The sequence below is a fragment of the Pseudolactococcus chungangensis CAU 28 = DSM 22330 genome (genome assembly GCF_002441885.1).
Taxonomy (GTDB): Bacteria; Bacillota; Bacilli; order Lactobacillales; family Streptococcaceae; genus Pseudolactococcus; species Pseudolactococcus chungangensis.
On the sequence record NZ_JXJT01000011.1, the window covers coordinates 1 to 14,329 of the forward strand.

The 14,329-nt window shown below is 40.7% G+C and carries 16 protein-coding genes; 2 read left to right on the forward strand and 14 right to left on the reverse strand.

Annotated elements, in window-relative coordinates; translation table 11 throughout:
* Positions 1–666 precede the first annotated feature (666 nt).
* The 8 genes from pepC to glmU form a co-directional block, all read right to left on the reverse strand.
* The gene (gene pepC, locus RR45_RS05960) at positions 667–1,986 is read right to left on the reverse strand and encodes an aminopeptidase C (RefSeq protein ID WP_031366433.1); all 1,320 of its coding nucleotides are present in this window, start codon (positions 1,984–1,986) and stop codon (positions 667–669) included.
* Positions 1,987–2,117: 131 nt separating this feature from the next.
* Positions 2,118–2,684, reverse strand: coding sequence for a nicotinate-nucleotide adenylyltransferase (locus RR45_RS05965; protein ID WP_031366432.1), 567 nt, complete (start codon positions 2,682–2,684; stop codon positions 2,118–2,120).
* Complete coding sequence (gene nadE / locus RR45_RS05970; RefSeq protein WP_031366431.1) at positions 2,681–3,508, reverse strand: NAD(+) synthase; 828 nt, start codon at positions 3,506–3,508, stop codon at positions 2,681–2,683. The genes RR45_RS05965 and nadE overlap by 4 nt, the downstream gene beginning before the upstream one ends.
* Positions 3,505–4,944: a nicotinate phosphoribosyltransferase gene (locus RR45_RS05975; RefSeq protein ID WP_031366430.1), complete on the reverse strand. Its 1,440-nt coding sequence runs from the start codon at positions 4,942–4,944 to the stop codon at positions 3,505–3,507. The genes nadE and RR45_RS05975 overlap by 4 nt, the downstream gene beginning before the upstream one ends.
* Positions 4,945–4,947: 3 nt before the next feature.
* Entirely contained in the window at positions 4,948–5,628 is a 681-nt protein-coding gene (locus RR45_RS05980; RefSeq protein ID WP_031366429.1) for a 5'-methylthioadenosine/adenosylhomocysteine nucleosidase, read from the reverse strand.
* A gap of 85 nt (positions 5,629–5,713) precedes the next feature.
* Positions 5,714–5,986 carry a cell wall synthase accessory phosphoprotein MacP gene (macP, locus tag RR45_RS05985; protein ID WP_031366428.1) on the reverse strand — a complete coding sequence of 91 codons (273 nt, stop codon included), beginning with the start codon at positions 5,984–5,986 and terminating at the stop codon, positions 5,714–5,716.
* Positions 5,979–6,542, reverse strand: coding sequence for an NUDIX hydrolase (locus RR45_RS05990; RefSeq protein ID WP_031366427.1), 564 nt, complete (start codon positions 6,540–6,542; stop codon positions 5,979–5,981). Before RR45_RS05990 ends, macP begins: the two co-directional genes overlap by 8 nt.
* Before the next feature lie 78 nt (positions 6,543–6,620).
* Entirely contained in the window at positions 6,621–7,994 is a 1,374-nt protein-coding gene (gene glmU / locus RR45_RS05995; RefSeq protein ID WP_031366426.1) for a bifunctional UDP-N-acetylglucosamine diphosphorylase/glucosamine-1-phosphate N-acetyltransferase GlmU, read from the reverse strand.
* A 294-nt stretch (positions 7,995–8,288) separates the two neighbouring features.
* On the opposite strand from glmU, the gene proC reads away from it, so the two are divergent.
* Positions 8,289–9,068, forward strand: coding sequence for a pyrroline-5-carboxylate reductase (gene proC, locus RR45_RS06000; protein WP_031366425.1), 780 nt, complete (start codon positions 8,289–8,291; stop codon positions 9,066–9,068).
* A 445-nt stretch (positions 9,069–9,513) separates the two neighbouring features.
* On the opposite strand, the gene tig is transcribed toward proC, so the two are convergent.
* From tig to spx, 6 genes are all read right to left on the reverse strand, one after another.
* On the reverse strand, positions 9,514–10,797 hold the full coding sequence (tig, locus tag RR45_RS06010) for a trigger factor (protein ID WP_031366423.1): 1,284 nt from the start codon (positions 10,795–10,797) through the stop codon (positions 9,514–9,516).
* A 136-nt stretch (positions 10,798–10,933) separates the two neighbouring features.
* On the reverse strand, positions 10,934–11,122 hold the full coding sequence (locus tag RR45_RS06015; RefSeq protein ID WP_031366422.1) for a DNA-directed RNA polymerase subunit beta: 189 nt from the start codon (positions 11,120–11,122) through the stop codon (positions 10,934–10,936).
* Complete coding sequence (murA, locus tag RR45_RS06020; protein ID WP_031366421.1) at positions 11,115–12,398, reverse strand: UDP-N-acetylglucosamine 1-carboxyvinyltransferase; 1,284 nt, start codon at positions 12,396–12,398, stop codon at positions 11,115–11,117. Before murA ends, RR45_RS06015 begins: the two co-directional genes overlap by 8 nt.
* A gap of 120 nt (positions 12,399–12,518) precedes the next feature.
* Positions 12,519–13,286: an inositol monophosphatase family protein gene (locus RR45_RS06025; RefSeq protein ID WP_244148306.1), complete on the reverse strand. Its 768-nt coding sequence runs from the start codon at positions 13,284–13,286 to the stop codon at positions 12,519–12,521.
* Positions 13,255–13,539, reverse strand: a complete 285-nt coding sequence (locus tag RR45_RS06030) for a UPF0223 family protein (protein WP_031366419.1) — start codon at positions 13,537–13,539, stop codon at positions 13,255–13,257. The genes RR45_RS06025 and RR45_RS06030 overlap by 32 nt, the downstream gene beginning before the upstream one ends.
* A 3-nt stretch (positions 13,540–13,542) precedes the next feature.
* Positions 13,543–13,938, reverse strand: coding sequence for a transcriptional regulator Spx (gene spx / locus RR45_RS06035; protein WP_031366418.1), 396 nt, complete (start codon positions 13,936–13,938; stop codon positions 13,543–13,545).
* Positions 13,939–14,035: 97 nt separating this feature from the next.
* Between spx and RR45_RS06040 the strand changes: the two genes are divergently transcribed.
* Positions 14,036–14,275, forward strand: a complete 240-nt coding sequence (locus RR45_RS06040) for a DUF2829 domain-containing protein (RefSeq protein WP_031366417.1) — start codon at positions 14,036–14,038, stop codon at positions 14,273–14,275.
* Positions 14,276–14,329: the final 54 nt, after the last annotated feature.

The window sequence follows — 14,329 nt, forward strand, 5'->3', positions numbered from 1 at the left end:
ACGATTCCCCTCCTTTTCTGTCAAGTTTTTATTCCGTAAAACCCAATTAATATATTACTAATTTATCATCTATATTTTATAAATTAATTTTAACATAATGTACTTATTATTACTACTAATATGTTAAATATCTATTTTTACACAAAAAAACAAACCCGCACCTCTCGTACGGGTTTGTCTACATGCTGAACTCAGATAGCCATTAACATCTGAGTTTTTATCTATTAGTAGAACGAAGAAATTCGCCAAAAAATTAGCTAAATTTTGGCTAAAATTTTCAAAAAAGTCGAGGCACAGAACGGCGACACGTACTTAGGTACGTGAGCCATACCGTAACGAAGCAATTCATCCAAAAATTAGCTAGACTTTGGCTAAAATTTTCAAGAAAATCGAGGCACAGAACGGCGACACGTACTTAGGTACGTGAGCTATACCGTAACGAAGTAATTCACCCAAAAATTAGCTAAACTTTGGCTAATTTTTTCAAGAAAATCGAGGCACAGCACAGCGACACGTACTTAAGTACGTGGGCTATGCTGTAACGAAGAAATTCGCCAGAAAATTAGCTAAACTTTGGCTAAAATTTTCAAGAAAATCGAGGCACAGCATGGCGACACGTACTTAGGTACGTGAGCCCTGCTGTAACGAAGAAGTTCGCCAGAAAATTTAAGCCAAAGCACCCATAGGATCCCAAGGGAGGAGCACCTCCGGCTCAGCCTCATAAGCAGCCAACTCTTCAGCAGTCAGGAATTCTTTTCTGACAACGATTTGATAAGTATATTCATCCATCCAAGCATCTGATGCTGTGAAATAACCTTTTTTACCAACTTTTTCGCCCCATGAATTTTCGACTTTCCATTTAAGAGAATTGCCGGCATTATCTAGGTCGACACCAGTCAAGACCATGGCATGTGTCATTAATGATTCAGAGTAGTCCAAACGGCTAGCTTTATCTTGTGTGAAGTTCAAATCCATGGCTGAGAAATCATAGGCATCCATGGTCAAAAGGCCATCTTGACGGTTAGAAACTTGACCCACATCACAGCCAAACCAAACTGTTTCACCAGCTTGCATTTGCGCGATTGCTAATTTTTTGAAACGGTCCATGTCAACATTCAAGTGACGCACATCACGCGCACCAATGACATTCCCTAAAAATTCAACCGTGTAAGATTTGTTATAAGGTTTGTCAGCAGTTGGGGCATTGATCACACTCACATAGTCATCCAACTTGATATCAACAAATTTTTCATAAAAAGCTTGCGGTGTGATGCTGTCAAATTTATGGAATTGGTCATCCTTGTCTCGGTATTCAAAGTTGAATTTTTGTGGTGGCAAGCCAAGTGTCATGGCAAGATAGTTGAAGATTTCTTGCAAAAGTTCCGCTTTTTTAGCAGCCACATCACCACCATTTTGAATCAACTCACGCAAGATTTGTGCATCTTGACGCAAGATTTTATTCAAATATTGATCCAACTCACGGCTGGCACTTGATGAAATTGACTCAGGATAGATGTCTTTTGGCACGACACCATATTTTTGGAACAATGCCACGACCATGTCCCATTGTCCGCCATCTTGTTGGGGCACATCAAGCAAGAATTTCAACTTGCGATCACCGATTTCAAGATCACTTGTGCCAATGATTTGCTCAAGGAACCAGTTTGATTTTTCATATTTGTCCCAAAAGAACGTGTAGGCTTGTGACAACTCGAAGTTTTCCAACTTGAACTCTGTCAAAATTTTATGACGGAAAGTGTTCAAAGCGGCAAACATCCAGCAACGACCAGATTGTTTTTGGTTGCTGACGGGGTCATTTGTCAAGTCGATTGAAAAAACAGGCAAATTCGCGGCATGTGATGCCCGATTTTCAAGTGCATTGAGCAAGCCATTTTTAGTCGCAGCGTTTTCTACTGCACTATATTTCGCATCTATTTGATAATTATCAAATAAAGATTGTGTAAATTCTGATGTTAATGCTGTCATGTAAATCCTCCAAAGAATAGTATAGCACTTTTAAAAGTGTATCTCTCAAAAAAAGCTTTAATCATTCACCTCATAAAAAGAACTTGTGTCTCTCAAGCACAGGTTAATTTCATCCCGTCATACAATTTCCTCTATTGGTATAAACCATGCTGGTTAATGTAGTTCAACACCTCAGCAGGCAATAAAAAATTGGGCTGATGGTTCGCTTTTATACTCCCTCGGATATAGCTTGAGGAGATATTTAGCAAAGGTAAATCAATCATTTGAACGGGGTATTTTGGCTCAGTCAAAACAGTTTGGTCGCGTTTGACAGCTACAAACTTAACCAATTGCATCAACTCATCAATCCTGTACCATTTTTCCAAATAATCAACCATATCACCACCGATTATGAAAAAATAGTCGTTTTCAGGATGGTCAGCCGTCAATTTTGAGAGCGTATCATACGTATAAGACTTGCCACCTCGCTCAATTTCTGACAAGTTCAATGTCAACCGTGAATAGTCTTGCAAGGCAAGCTGCAGCATCTTAATACGATGTTCCGCTGAAATCGTTGACTTTGTATCAATATGAGGTGGCTCGTTTTCTGGTATCAGTTGCACTTCATCTAAAGCCAATAACTGCTGAATTTGGTCTGCGATGAACAAATGCGCATAGTGAACCGGATTAAAGTTTCCCCCTAAAATACCGATTCTCATGCGCGCCAGAAATCGTCAAAAACCGTGATTGGCAAATGACGTTTATGTTCTGTTTTTAACCACCAGTTTTCGATAACAGCACGCGCGGCTGCATCAATTTCGCGTCCCTCTAAATAATCGTCGATATTATCATAAGTCACACCTAGTGCGACTTCATCAGCTAAGCCAGGTTTCCCATCTTCCAAATCTGCCGTTGGCACTTTGTTATAAAGCGCTTCATCTGCATTGAGATAAGCTAATAACTGCTTGCCTTGACGTTTATTGAGACGGAAAAGCGGTAAAATATCTGCGCCACCATCACCAAATTTCGTAAAGAAACCAGTAATGTTTTCAGATGCGTGATCTGTTCCAACCACAGCCCCTGAGTGCTCACCGGCAATTGCGTACTGCGTAATCATGCGTTGACGTGCCTTGATATTTCCTTTGTTAAAATCAGTAATGGCAAGACCAGCTTCAGTCAAGGCAGCAATTTTACCGTCTACTGCACGCTTGATATTGACCGTCAAACTAACATCTGGTTTGATGAAATCTAATGCCCTTTGGGCATCATCTTCATCTTGTTGCACGCCATAAGGCAGACGAACAGCGATAAATTGATAGGTCGTATCACCTGTCTCAGCACGTAATTCCTCAATGGCAAGCTGCGCCAAACGACCAGCTAAGCTTGAATCTTGACCACCTGAAATACCCAAGACTAGGCTCTTCAGGAAAGGATATTGCTTGAGATACTCCTTCAAAAAATCAACTGAGCGACGGACTTCTGCTTCCGGCGAAATCTCAGGTTTAACCCCTAATTCTGCGATAATTTTATCTTGTAAAGTCATTTGTAAACATCCCTTCTCACTTGATCAATTAGTTTCATTTTATTTTCCCAGACATCCTGCGCCAAATCGACCGGGTAGTCTTGCGGGTTTAAATCACGTTTGTACTCATCCCATAAATCGTCTAATTTCTCTTTGAAATAAACCTTGATTTCGGGCAAGCTAGGTAACTCGTAAATTAAGTGACCTTTTTCAAAAATCGGAACCAACAAAGGACGCGCCGTGAAATTTGTCAATCTTTTATTGATATACGTATAAGTCGGATGAAACATAAAAATTTCATCAGATTCATTCGGGTCAACAGTTGCAAACGTGATGTAGTCACCCTCAGATTTGTTCTTATCCAAACTGCGAATCCGCCAAACTTGTTTTTTACCTGGCGTTGAAACCTTCTCTGCATTACTTGAAAGTTTAATCGTATCACGCATGTCACCAGTCTCCGTTTCAATCGCAACGATTTTATAAACGGCACCAAGTGCAGGTTGATCATAAGCTGTAATGAGTTTTGTCCCCACACCCCAGACATCAATTTTGGCTTTTTGCATTTTGAGATTGAGAATCGTATTTTCATCTAAGTCATTAGACGCATAGATTCTCGCTTCTGTAAAACCAGCATCATCTAATTGTTCACGAACTTTTTTTGAAATATAGGCCATGTCGCCAGAGTCGATGCGAACGCCTTGAAAATTGATACTATCACCCATTTCTTTTGCGACTTTAATGGCTGCAGGTACGCCGATTTTCAGTGTATCATAAGTATCCACTAGGAAAACACAATCTCGATGCGTTGTTGCATAGGCTTTAAAAGCATCATAGTCATTACCATAAGCTTGAACAAGCGAGTGAGCATGTGTGCCAGATACCGGAATACCAAAAAGTTTACCTGCTCGAACGTTAGAGGTTGCATCCGCACCGCCAATCACAGCAGCACGCGTCCCCCAAATCGCAGCATCCATTTCCTGAGCCCGCCGTGTCCCAAACTCAAGTAGAGGTTCATCTCCAATCACCGACTTGATCCGCGCTGCTTTGGTCGCGATTAAGGTTTGGAAGTTGACGATGTTGAGGATCGCTGTTTCGACCAACTGGCATTGTGCCAATGGACCTTCAACTTGAAGAATCGGCTCGTTGGCAAAAACGAGATCCCCCTCCTGCGCCGATCTCACATCACAAGTAAAGCGTAAGTCAGTGAGGTAGTCTAAAAAGTTTTCTGGATAGCCAAGCTCTCGCAAGTAAGTAATATCATCAACACCAAAATGCAAATCTCGAAGATAGTCAACAACTCGCTCCAGACCTGCAAAAACGACATAGCCATTTTTAAAAGGCATATCTCGGAAATAAACTTCGAACACTGAGTTGCGCTCAGAAATCCCTTGTTCAAAATAAACCTGCATCATATTGATCTGATAGAGATCGGTATGCAATACTAAATTATCTGTCATATTTTACACCATTATTTCCAACATTTTAATCAATGTCGCCGCAGATTTTTCGCCGGCTTGGATAATAAATTCATCAAAACTTTCTGCCGCTTGACCATCAGCTGTATCCGAAAGGCTTCGAATCACCACAAATGGTTTGCCTAGTACTTTCGCCGCTTGAGCAACCGATGCCCCTTCCATCTCCACTGCCAGCACATCAGGAAAATGTGTTTTAATGGCGAGCTGCTGCGCTTTAGATGAGATAAAAGAATCTGATGAAGTGATTAAGCCAACTTGTGCATCGGGTGCAGCTTTCTTTAACTCCGAGACGAAATAGGCGCTACTGTGATAGTAAAGCTCCTGCCCTGCCATTTGCCCAAAAGCATAGCCAAAGGCTGTCACATCAACATCGTGATAGGCTAATTTATCTGCAATCACGACATCTCCAACTGCCAGACCTGTACCAACACCACCTGCGGAGCCACTGTTAATAATGCCATCAACAGCGAAAAAGTCAACCAGCAAGCTAACAGCAACTGCACTCATGACTTTTCCGATACCTGACTTAACTAAGACAACATCATGCCGTCCGATAATCCCTGTGTAAAATATAAACCCGTGATGACTGGTTTTTTCGGAATGTTGCAGCGTTTCTGCAAGGATTTTTAATTCCTCATCCATTGCTGCAATAATACCTATTTTCATCTTCACTCACTTTCTCATATAGCTTATCCTGTTAGGATGTGCTTATTTTCAAACACTACAGCCCAATTCTTTGACTTATTCTTTTTTAAAATTTGAAAACTATCACCGTGATAATAATCAATAAAACCACTAAAATCATGATATATTTCGTGATTTTTTTCCCGCGTTCTTCTCTTTTTTGAGCTTCAATACGACGGCTTTTATAAACCAGATTTTTTTCCATTTGGGCTTTTTGGGGCGCAAATTTCTTGATTAGCTGGGTATCATCTTGTCTCGCTTGCGCAATTTCTCGCTCCAAGCGTTCTTTTTCACGAGCCGCTTGCTGAATCATTTCATCTGTTAATAAAGGTTTAGGCATGTGTCTCTAACTCCCAATACTGGATAGCCAAAATCGTCTTGGCATCACTAATCTCCCCTTTTTGGATTAATGCTTTTGCTTCTGCCAAAGTGACTTCGTGACACTCCAGAACTTCATCGTCATCATGTGGTCTTGGCTTATCAACTTTCGTTAAATTATCCGCTTTATAAAGATAAATTTTTTCATTACAGAAACCAGGCGCTGTGTAAAACTCAGAGATTTTTTTGACAGACTTAGTCGTCATGCCTGTTTCTTCTTCTAATTCACGTAACATCGCCGCTGTTGGATCAGCATTTTCACCATTTTCCAGTTTACCTGCTGGAATTTCATAAATCACTTTTTCCAAAGCCTTACGAAACTGACGAATCAAAATCATTTTTTGCTCTGGTGTTATCGCAAGTACAGCAACACCCCCGTTATGAAAAATGAGTTCTCGTTTAGCAAGCCCCAAGTCCCCTGGCAAAGCGACAGTATCATATTTGACATCGATCACTTTCCCTTTAAAAATATTTTCCCTACTCAACGTTTTTTCTTCGAAATCTTCAAAATTCATCATTAGTGTCCCCCCCCTTTTGTCTGTTAGCACCCCAGAATAATTATTAAGCTAACCTTGACATTTTCTGCAGTAAAGCGATTAAAGCTCCTGGTAACTTGGCATGAGTTTTGCACGCCCAACTTTATTGACTTGACGGGCACGCCCAAATGCCATCTCGTCTTCATGGACATCATCTGTGATAACTGAACCAGCAGTCGTAATCGCATTTCTACCGATTGAAATCGGTGCGATTAAGCTTGAATTACTGCCGATAAAAGCATAATCCTCAATCTCTGTCTTATATTTATTTTTACCATCGTAGTTGACCGTAATCGTACCAGCACCGAAATTAACATGTTCCCCAACCATGGCATTGCCGATATAAGTCAAATGACCTGCCTTAGTCCCAACACCAAGTGTAGAGGCTTTAACTTCAACGAAGTTACCAATATGAACGTTTTCATGCAAGATTGTCTCTGGCCGAAGATGTGCATAAGGACCGACATTGGCACCGGGTTCAAGCACAGCATATTCTACCGTTGAGTGACGCACTTCTGTGTTGTGGTGCAATCTAGAACTCTCAATTCGACTACCTGATGTGATATGCACCCCTTGACTGATGACCGTCTGCCCTTTAATCACGACATTAGGCTCAATAATTGTATCTGCACCAATTTCGACATCTGCATCAATATAGGTCGCTGCAGGGTCAATCAAGGTTACACCATTCAACATATGCTTTGTATTAATCCGTTCACGCATGATGTTCTCAGCTTGTGACAATGCCACACGGTCATTGACCCCAATAGATTCATTGAAGTCGTCTAAGACAAAAGCTGAAACTTTTTTAGCATCATCTTTAAAAATCTCGATAACATCTGTCAAATAGTACTCGCCTTGCGCATTATCCGTTGTGATATTGCTAAGCGCCTCAAAGAGTGCCCGATTATCAAAAACATATGTCCCAGTATTGATTTCCTGCACAGATTTTTCAAAGTCATTAGCATCTTTTTGCTCAACGATTTTAGAGACATGACCATCTTCTCTGATAATCCGACCATAACCTGTCGGGTCATCTGCTATCGCCGTCAGAATCGTCGCTGTTGCTTTTTCAGCTTGATGATAGGCAAATAACTCTGCCAAAGTCTCAGGACGAATTAACGGTGTATCTCCTGCGATGACAAGCGTCATACCATGCAGGTTTTTTAGCAAAGGCTCAGCAATTTTGACTGCATGACCCGTTCCCAACTGCTCCTCTTGTTTCACATAAGCGACATGCTCAGGTAAAGTGCTTAAAACATCCGTTGCGCCATGCCCGACAATCGCAATTGTTTTCTCAGGTTTGATAGCACTCGTCGCCGCAACCACATGTGCAAGCATCGTCTTCCCAGCAACTTCATGAAGAACTTTTGGTCGGTCAGACTTCATCCGAGTTCCTTTTCCGGCGGCTAAAATAATGGCATATTTATTCATCGTAGTGATGCTCCTTATATTAAAATGTTGTGACAACTAAGTAAAGCCTCAGTTTCACGCCACTCTCATTTTTTCATTTCGACAACACAGAGTCGTCAAAATAACAAAATCCTTAAACCTATTATACCAATAAACTTTAATTTTGTCTTAAATGATGCGGTTCTATCCCTTTTATACAGCATTCAGACACAAAATCGTCACCAACTTTTCAGTTTTTCAAAAAACATATCCCGACATCAAACAACAATTGTGGTAAAATAAAAGAAATAATGAAAAAGACATAAGGAGTAACTCATGATAACGATTGGTTTTATCGGCGCCGGGAAAATGGCGTCAGCGATTATTAAAGGTCTAAATAAAGAGAAATTTAGCATTCACATCTCAGGCCGCAATTTTGAGGAGACACAGTTAACTGCCAAAGTACTTGGTGTTAACGGTTCTGCTAGCCATACCGACTTGATTCAGAACTCAGACATCATCGTCCTAGCCGTCAAACCTTATGTTGTTGCAGATATTTTATCTGAACACAAGATTGAGAAACCAATCGTCTCTATTGCAGCAGGTATCACCTTAGCTGACCTCAGCGCCATGACATCTGATAAGCAACCGCTCGTCAGAGTTATGCCAAATATCAATGCCACCATCCAAAAATCAACCACAGGTATTGTTAGAAATGCCTATGTATCGGATGATATTTTCAACATTGTCAAAGCAGTTTTTGAAAGTGTCGGTAGCGTTCACGAATTAGCTGAAAAAGATTTCGGTACTTTCACAGCTATAGCTGGTAGTTCACCTGCTTATATCTATATGTTCATTGACGCCATGAGCCGTGCAGGCGTCCTACACGGTATGCCAAAAGACACCAGCACTAAAATCGTTGCTGAAACCGTACTTGCCAGCGCAGAAATGATTCTCAAGTCTGACGAAAATCCTTGGACCTTGGTTGACAATGTTTCAAGCCCAGGTGGTACAACCGTTGCAGGCGTCGTGAGCTTAGAGCAAAACAACTTTGTTGCTACAGTAATCGACGCCATTACGGCGACGATTGAGAAGAATAATACAATGAACCAATAGATGACTAAAATCGACTTTATTCTGATTTTTCCATCACTATTTATGCCACATGAATTAGAAGAAATGATTTTCATACCTAGCTTTTTTGTTGACTTACAAGATCATAAGCGACTTCCCATGAAAATGAAACATTCCATTTCAAAACTCTCTGCTTTTCATTTTAATGTGATTGTCACAAAATAATTTTCACTTTTACTTTTTTTCAGTGCATGGACTGGCTATTTTCAGCTTTATACCGTCTGTGCTGTCAGGGACTTCGACAGGTATTTTTACCTCTATTATCGATGTGATTATATTGATATCGTGGCAACTTGATGTGTTCAAACTCTTGCCGAGTGCTTTACTTGCCTTTGCTATTATGATAGGCAATAAATTGCCATGCACCGTTTATTGGCGAGAAAAACTTAAAAAACGACCTCTCGCGAAGTCGTTTTTTTAAGTCATTTTATTTCACAACTGCAGTAGATGTAATCACTTCAACTGCTTTTTTAGCTGCGATATCATGTTTGAGCATGTCAGCAGGCAAGAGTTTTTCAACTTGTTCTTTAGGCATGTTATAAGTTTCAGCCAATTCAGCAACTTCAGTATCAATTTCGTCTTGAGTTGTTTTGAAGTTTTCTGCGGCTGCTACTGCTTCAATCACCAAGTTTGTACGAACGCGTTTGTCAGCATCGCCTTCAAATTGTGCGTGAAGTTGTTCTTCTGATGTACCCGTTAATTGGTAGTACATGTCAGCTGAGATACCTTGTTGTTGCATGTTACCAAGGAATTCGTTCATCGCACGGTGAACTTCATCGTGAACCATTTCGCCTGGCAATTCAACGATTTCAGCGTTAGCAACTGCAGCTTCAATTGCAGCAGTTTCAACAGCATCAGTGTATTGTGTTTCTTTTTCTTCAGTTAATTGTGCTTTGTATTTTGCTTTAAGTTCAGCCAAAGTTTCAACTTCTTCGTCGATGTCTTTTGCTAATTCATCGTCAAGTTCTGGCACTTCTTTAGCTTTCACTTCATGAATTGTTGTCGTGAAAACAGCTTCTTTACCAGCTAAATCTTCAGCTTGGTAATCTTCTGGGAAAGTAACTGTTACTTCAACAGTTTCACCAGCTTTATGACCGACTAATTGTTCTTCATAACCAGGAATGAATGACCCTGAACCTAATTCAAGGCTGTGGTTTTGTGCTGTGCCACCGTCAAATGCAACACCGTCAACTTTACCTTCAAAATCAATGACAACAGTGTCGCCATTTTCAGCAGCATCTTCTTTAATCACTAATTCAGCAAGATTTTTTTGAGCTGCTTCGATTTTAGCGTCAACATCAGCATCTGTCACGTCTTTTTCAATATCAACTGAGACTTCAAGATTTTTGTAGTCACCAAGTTTTACTTCAGGTTTAACGATAACGTCAGCTGTGATTTCCCAATCTTCACCTTTGTTCATTGATTTAATGTCAATTTTTGGTTGTGCAACTGGATCAATACCACTTTCAGCAACAGCTGCTTCATAGCTTTCAGGCAATACAGCGTTCAAAGCTTCTTCGTAAAGTGCTTCTTCACCGTACATTTTATTGAAAACAGTACGTGATACTTTACCTTTACGGAAACCAGGTACGTTTAGGTTCTTTTTAACTTTGTTAAACGCTGTGTCAAGGCCTTTTGCGATCATGTCTTGACCGATTGTGAACGTCAAAGTCCCGTTATTTACACCAGTTTTTTCAAAACTTGCAGTCATTTGTATTTCTCCTAAATTTATAATCTATTTTAATTCAACTTGTTTATTTTAGCATAAAAGTACTTAAAAATCAAGAATCAGTCCCCTCTATTCGCCATTTCTGGACGCTTTTTTTGGACATTTAAGGCGATTTCTTTTATTTGCCACTCAATTTAGCGATAAAATCGTGCCAAACACTTGGTTTAAAGATGTCAGCTGGATTTTTACCGCCTAGACCCCCATAACCAAGCATGAGCCCTAAAATAATCGCCAAAATGACTAAAATAACGACTAACAAAATCAATGAAATGCGCAACCCTAAAAATTTAACAGTCCGCTTAAACATAAGCAGTCTCCTTATCGTTGATTCGTTTAATATCTGCCCCTAGACTGGCCAATTTTTCATGAAATTGATAATAGCCACGATCTAAATGTTTTAAATTGCCAACAGTCGTCGTCCCATCAGCCACCATACCTAATAAGATAAGTGCAGCGCTGGCACGCAAGTCTGTTGAACGAACTTCGGCCCCTGACAGACTACCACCACCTTGAATCAAAGCCGTATTTCTCGAAATATCAACAAAGAGTCCCATCCGACGCATTTCTTCAAGATGTTGGAACCTGTTTTCAAAAACCGTTTCAATCATCATTGACTCACCCTCAGCGATAGCCTGAGCAACTGTCATTTGGGCTTGCATATCCGTTGGAAAACCTGGATGCGGTAAAGTTTTAACCGTGACAGGTTTCAATTTTTCAGGACCAATAATCCGAATCCCTGCCTCTTCTTGGATTATATCAACACCCATTTCTGAAAGTTTCGAAAGCAAAGGTCGGTTGTGCTCACGAACAGCATCCAAAATCAAGATGTTACCTTGAGTAATGGCTGCAGCTACCATGAATGTTCCAGCTTCGATGCGGTCTTGCACGACGTTATGTTGTGCGCCATGCATCTGCGTAACACCTTTGATGATGATTGTATCCGTCCCAGCACCCTTAACATTAGCCCCCATTTTATTGAGCAAATTGGCAAGATCAACGATTTCAGGTTCACGCGCAGCGTTTTCCAAAATCATGGTTCCTTTGGCAAGAGTGGCTGCCATCATAATATTTTGTGTCGCACCGACTGATGGAAAGTCCATATAAAAATGCGCGCCATGAAGTTCATCCGCTTTCGCCTCAATAAAACCACCGTTTTGCGTAATTTCTGCACCCATGGCTTGTAGGCCTCTGATGTGTAAATCAATCGGACGCGAGCCGATCGTACACCCGCCTGGCATTGATACGCGAGCATGACCGTTTCGAGCTAGGATTGGGCCTAATACAACGATAGAGGCACGCATTTGGCTGACGTATTCATAGGGCGCCTCAATCGCAACTTCTGTCGTGGCTTGTGTCACAACTCTTTTTTCAGACTCATCAAAGATGAGTGGGATATTGAGATGTTTCACCACAGCATTCATCGTGTAGACATCGCTAAGAATTGGTACATTATTAAGCACCGTTTCGCCTTCAGAAGGGAGGATTGTTGCAGCTAAAAGCGGCAAAACTGCATTTTTAGCGCCCTCAATTTCAATTTGACCTGTTAATCGTGTGTGACCACCGCTTACTATTATTTTATCCATCATTTCACTTTCACATTTTATCTTATACAAAATTATATCATATTTCTATTTTTCGTGTTGAAAATACGGACAAGTCCAAAAAACGCTAGGCTAAGCTAACGTTATCGCTATTATTGGGGCTTATTTAAGATAAGCCTTAATTTTGTCTAACTGATTACTCGGAACAGACATTATCATCTGACGACCTTCAAAAATAAGTGGTCGACCATCAATCTGCTGCGTGATATAGCCAAACGGTGCGATTAAAACCGCACCCGCCGCATAGTCCCATGGTGATAAGTTGCTGAAATATCCCCATATCTTGCCCTCTAGGATATTCACATACTCGATACCTGCACTACCAATCGCTCGCACGCCCAAACTCTCGTGGCTCAAGTCCAACAAGCCACCCGCATTTGTCCGATACATATAAGTATTAACGCCGATAAGGCTTTGGCGCAAAGGCTTAGCCGTCAAGCGAATCTGCACATCATTTTTATACGTACTTGAGCCGTCACCCCAGTAAAGATTATCATTCATGACATCCAGGATGACACCAATTTTACCAATTCCCGACTCATAGTAAGCCAGCATGACCGCAAAATTATCTCTTTGGACGATGAAATTCGTCGTGCCATCAATGGGATCAAGCACCCAGACATTGCCATCCTTAATATCGTGTCTCACGTCATTTTCTTCCGCTAAAACATGGTCTTGGGGAAATGTCGTCTGGATTTGTGTCAAAATCTGCTCTTGGACTTCTCGGTCGAGATTGGTCACTAGATCGTTGAAATGCGTTTTTTCAGAAATTTCAAGGTCATCTGACAGATGTTGTCTGATAAATGCCCCTGCTTGTTTAACGACGTTTTTGGCGAACTCAAGCTTGGTGTTTAACAAATTGGCGCTCACTTTTAGTCACCTCCTGAAGGGCACGATAACTTGAATAGCCTGAGGCTTTTTCAAACTCACGGTCCAATTGCTTTTCTGCCATTTTAGATGGCACGACTTGTTTAAACTGGTGATAGGCTGTTAAAAATGCCTCACGTGATACTTTTGATTCATAAAAATCCTCGACTTGATTAAAAAAGGAAATGACTGCAGCCATTTCCTCTCCTGTCCAGCTCAAATCTATGGGATATTGATAGCTGTTATTAGCTGACATCTATTAGGCTCCTGAACTCATGACATCTCTTAATTCTGCTTGACGATATGAACGCGGTAAAAAAGCTCGAATTTCATCTTCGTTAAAACCAATTTGCATCCGCTTGTCATCCATAATAATAGGTCTGCGTAACAGACTCGGATGCTCCGAAATAAGAACGATAAGTTGATTAATCGTCAAATCATCTACATCAATATTTAATTTTTGAAAGACTTTACTCCGAGTCGAGATAATATCTTCTGTTCCATTTTCAGTTTTAGACAAAATAGCTTTCAAGTCATCAGATGTCATCGGTTGCGTTAATATATTGTGTTCTTCGTAAGCCACCCCGTAACTGTCAAGCCACGAACGTGCCTTTCGGCAAGACGTACAACTCGGTGACAAGTATAAATTAATCATAATCATCTCACTTCACTAATACACTCGTTCAAGTATATCACTAATATTATAAGTTAGTAGTGTCTACATTATACCAAAAATTTGGTATAATGTAGACATGAATTTTGAACAAATATTACCTATTCTCAAAAACGGTGGTAAAGCCGTTCGAACACAGGGCTGGGGTGGCGCTGAAAATTTCGTCAAACTCTATGATACGATTCAATTAGCAGATGGTCAGAAGTTGGATGTCACACCTTATTTTTTGATTAACGTCTCAGGAGAAGGCGAAGGCTACTCTATGTGGAGTCCAACGCCTTGCGATGTCCTAGCTAATGACTGGCAAGTTGTCGACTGATTTTTTTTCTGTTTCACACGACCATGCACAAGTCAAACACCTCTAGCGACAGTT

What these genes read in the sequence shown, in the direction of transcription:
- tig (WP_031366423.1), bottom strand. Translation starts at nt 10,797, where the DNA reads ATGACTGCAAGTTTTGAAAAAACTGGTGTAAATAACGGGACTTTGACG.
- macP (WP_031366428.1), bottom strand. Translation starts at nt 5,986, where the DNA reads ATGCCTAAACCTTTATTAACAGATGAAATGATTCAGCAAGCGGCTCGT.
- murA (WP_031366421.1), bottom strand. Translation starts at nt 12,398, where the DNA reads ATGGATAAAATAATAGTAAGCGGTGGTCACACACGATTAACAGGTCAA.
- glmU (WP_031366426.1), bottom strand. Translation starts at nt 7,994, where the DNA reads ATGAATAAATATGCCATTATTTTAGCCGCCGGAAAAGGAACTCGGATG.
- spx (WP_031366418.1), bottom strand. Translation starts at nt 13,938, where the DNA reads ATGATTAATTTATACTTGTCACCGAGTTGTACGTCTTGCCGAAAGGCA.
- nadE (WP_031366431.1), bottom strand. Translation starts at nt 3,508, where the DNA reads ATGACTTTACAAGATAAAATTATCGCAGAATTAGGGGTTAAACCTGAG.
- RR45_RS06015 (WP_031366422.1), bottom strand. Translation starts at nt 11,122, where the DNA reads ATGTTTAAGCGGACTGTTAAATTTTTAGGGTTGCGCATTTCATTGATT.
- RR45_RS06040 (WP_031366417.1), top strand. Translation starts at nt 14,036, where the DNA reads ATGAATTTTGAACAAATATTACCTATTCTCAAAAACGGTGGTAAAGCC.
- pepC (WP_031366433.1), bottom strand. Translation starts at nt 1,986, where the DNA reads ATGACAGCATTAACATCAGAATTTACACAATCTTTATTTGATAATTAT.
- RR45_RS06030 (WP_031366419.1), bottom strand. Translation starts at nt 13,539, where the DNA reads ATGTCAGCTAATAACAGCTATCAATATCCCATAGATTTGAGCTGGACA.
- RR45_RS05965 (WP_031366432.1), bottom strand. Translation starts at nt 2,684, where the DNA reads ATGAGAATCGGTATTTTAGGGGGAAACTTTAATCCGGTTCACTATGCG.
- RR45_RS05975 (WP_031366430.1), bottom strand. Translation starts at nt 4,944, where the DNA reads ATGACAGATAATTTAGTATTGCATACCGATCTCTATCAGATCAATATG.
- RR45_RS05980 (WP_031366429.1), bottom strand. Translation starts at nt 5,628, where the DNA reads ATGAAAATAGGTATTATTGCAGCAATGGATGAGGAATTAAAAATCCTT.
- proC (WP_031366425.1), top strand. Translation starts at nt 8,289, where the DNA reads ATGATAACGATTGGTTTTATCGGCGCCGGGAAAATGGCGTCAGCGATT.
- RR45_RS05990 (WP_031366427.1), bottom strand. Translation starts at nt 6,542, where the DNA reads ATGATGAATTTTGAAGATTTCGAAGAAAAAACGTTGAGTAGGGAAAAT.